Here is a 715-nt window from a genome sequence, read left to right as displayed (position 1 = left end):
CGAACCATCCAGCTTGATCTGAGAACCTCCAGCAGTAATCACAATCTCTTTCGGACTAGTAATCTCAATTCGGTCTTCTGTCGAAATAATCTGAATCCCTTGCTTCGCAAGTAAATCCATGCCATCTGACTGCGCTTGGACCTCAAACTTACCTTTGGCCGCCACCTGCTTGATCCCATTCTGTGCGGCAAACACACTGATTCTGTTTTGTGCATGTGTAATCAGGTTTTTCTGCGTACTTAGATTGATACTATCACCCGCAAACTGATTGATCTGCCCATCCGCAGAAAGATGAATATCTTCATTACTACTCAGGCCAATACCTTCAGGAGAATTGAGTAAAAGGACAGCTTTGTTAAATTTAGCAATTTTTGACTCTAGCGATTCAAAAAAAGCTTTTAGCTGTTCAACTGACTCAATCTCATCCGTTTGCTGGTTCTTGGCAACTTCACTCAAGGCTTTGGCATTGTTTTGATTGCCTTCCAGCTGTTGCTTGGCAGGTTGGGCATCAAGGTGCTCGCCTTGTGCCTGTTCTTGGGAGTGCGTGGTGATGAGTAAGCCCTCACCTGCTCGTACTGCTCCCCATTGATCGGTACGCAGTTCAAAGCCCTCTCCACGGTCTTCACTTTCTACTTGGTCTTTGGGATAGCTGAGTTTACCTAGATTGAGTTGACTGGCAGCATGGCTGCTTTGTAGTTGGGCACTGATCTGACCT

At 45.9% G+C, this 715-nt stretch carries 1 protein-coding gene; it reads right to left on the bottom strand.

Annotation, left to right across the window (positions count from 1 at the left end; all coding sequences use genetic code 11):
• The coding region (locus IO68_RS29570) for a type VI secretion system Vgr family protein (protein WP_023013909.1) at positions 1–715 on the bottom strand (715 nt) is incomplete at both ends.

The organism is Acinetobacter sp. COS3, from assembly GCF_000475335.1.
Classification (GTDB): Bacteria; Pseudomonadota; Gammaproteobacteria; order Pseudomonadales; family Moraxellaceae; genus Acinetobacter; species Acinetobacter venetianus.
Note: the sequence above shows the minus strand (reverse complement) of the source record. Positions and strands in the feature narration are given on the sequence as shown.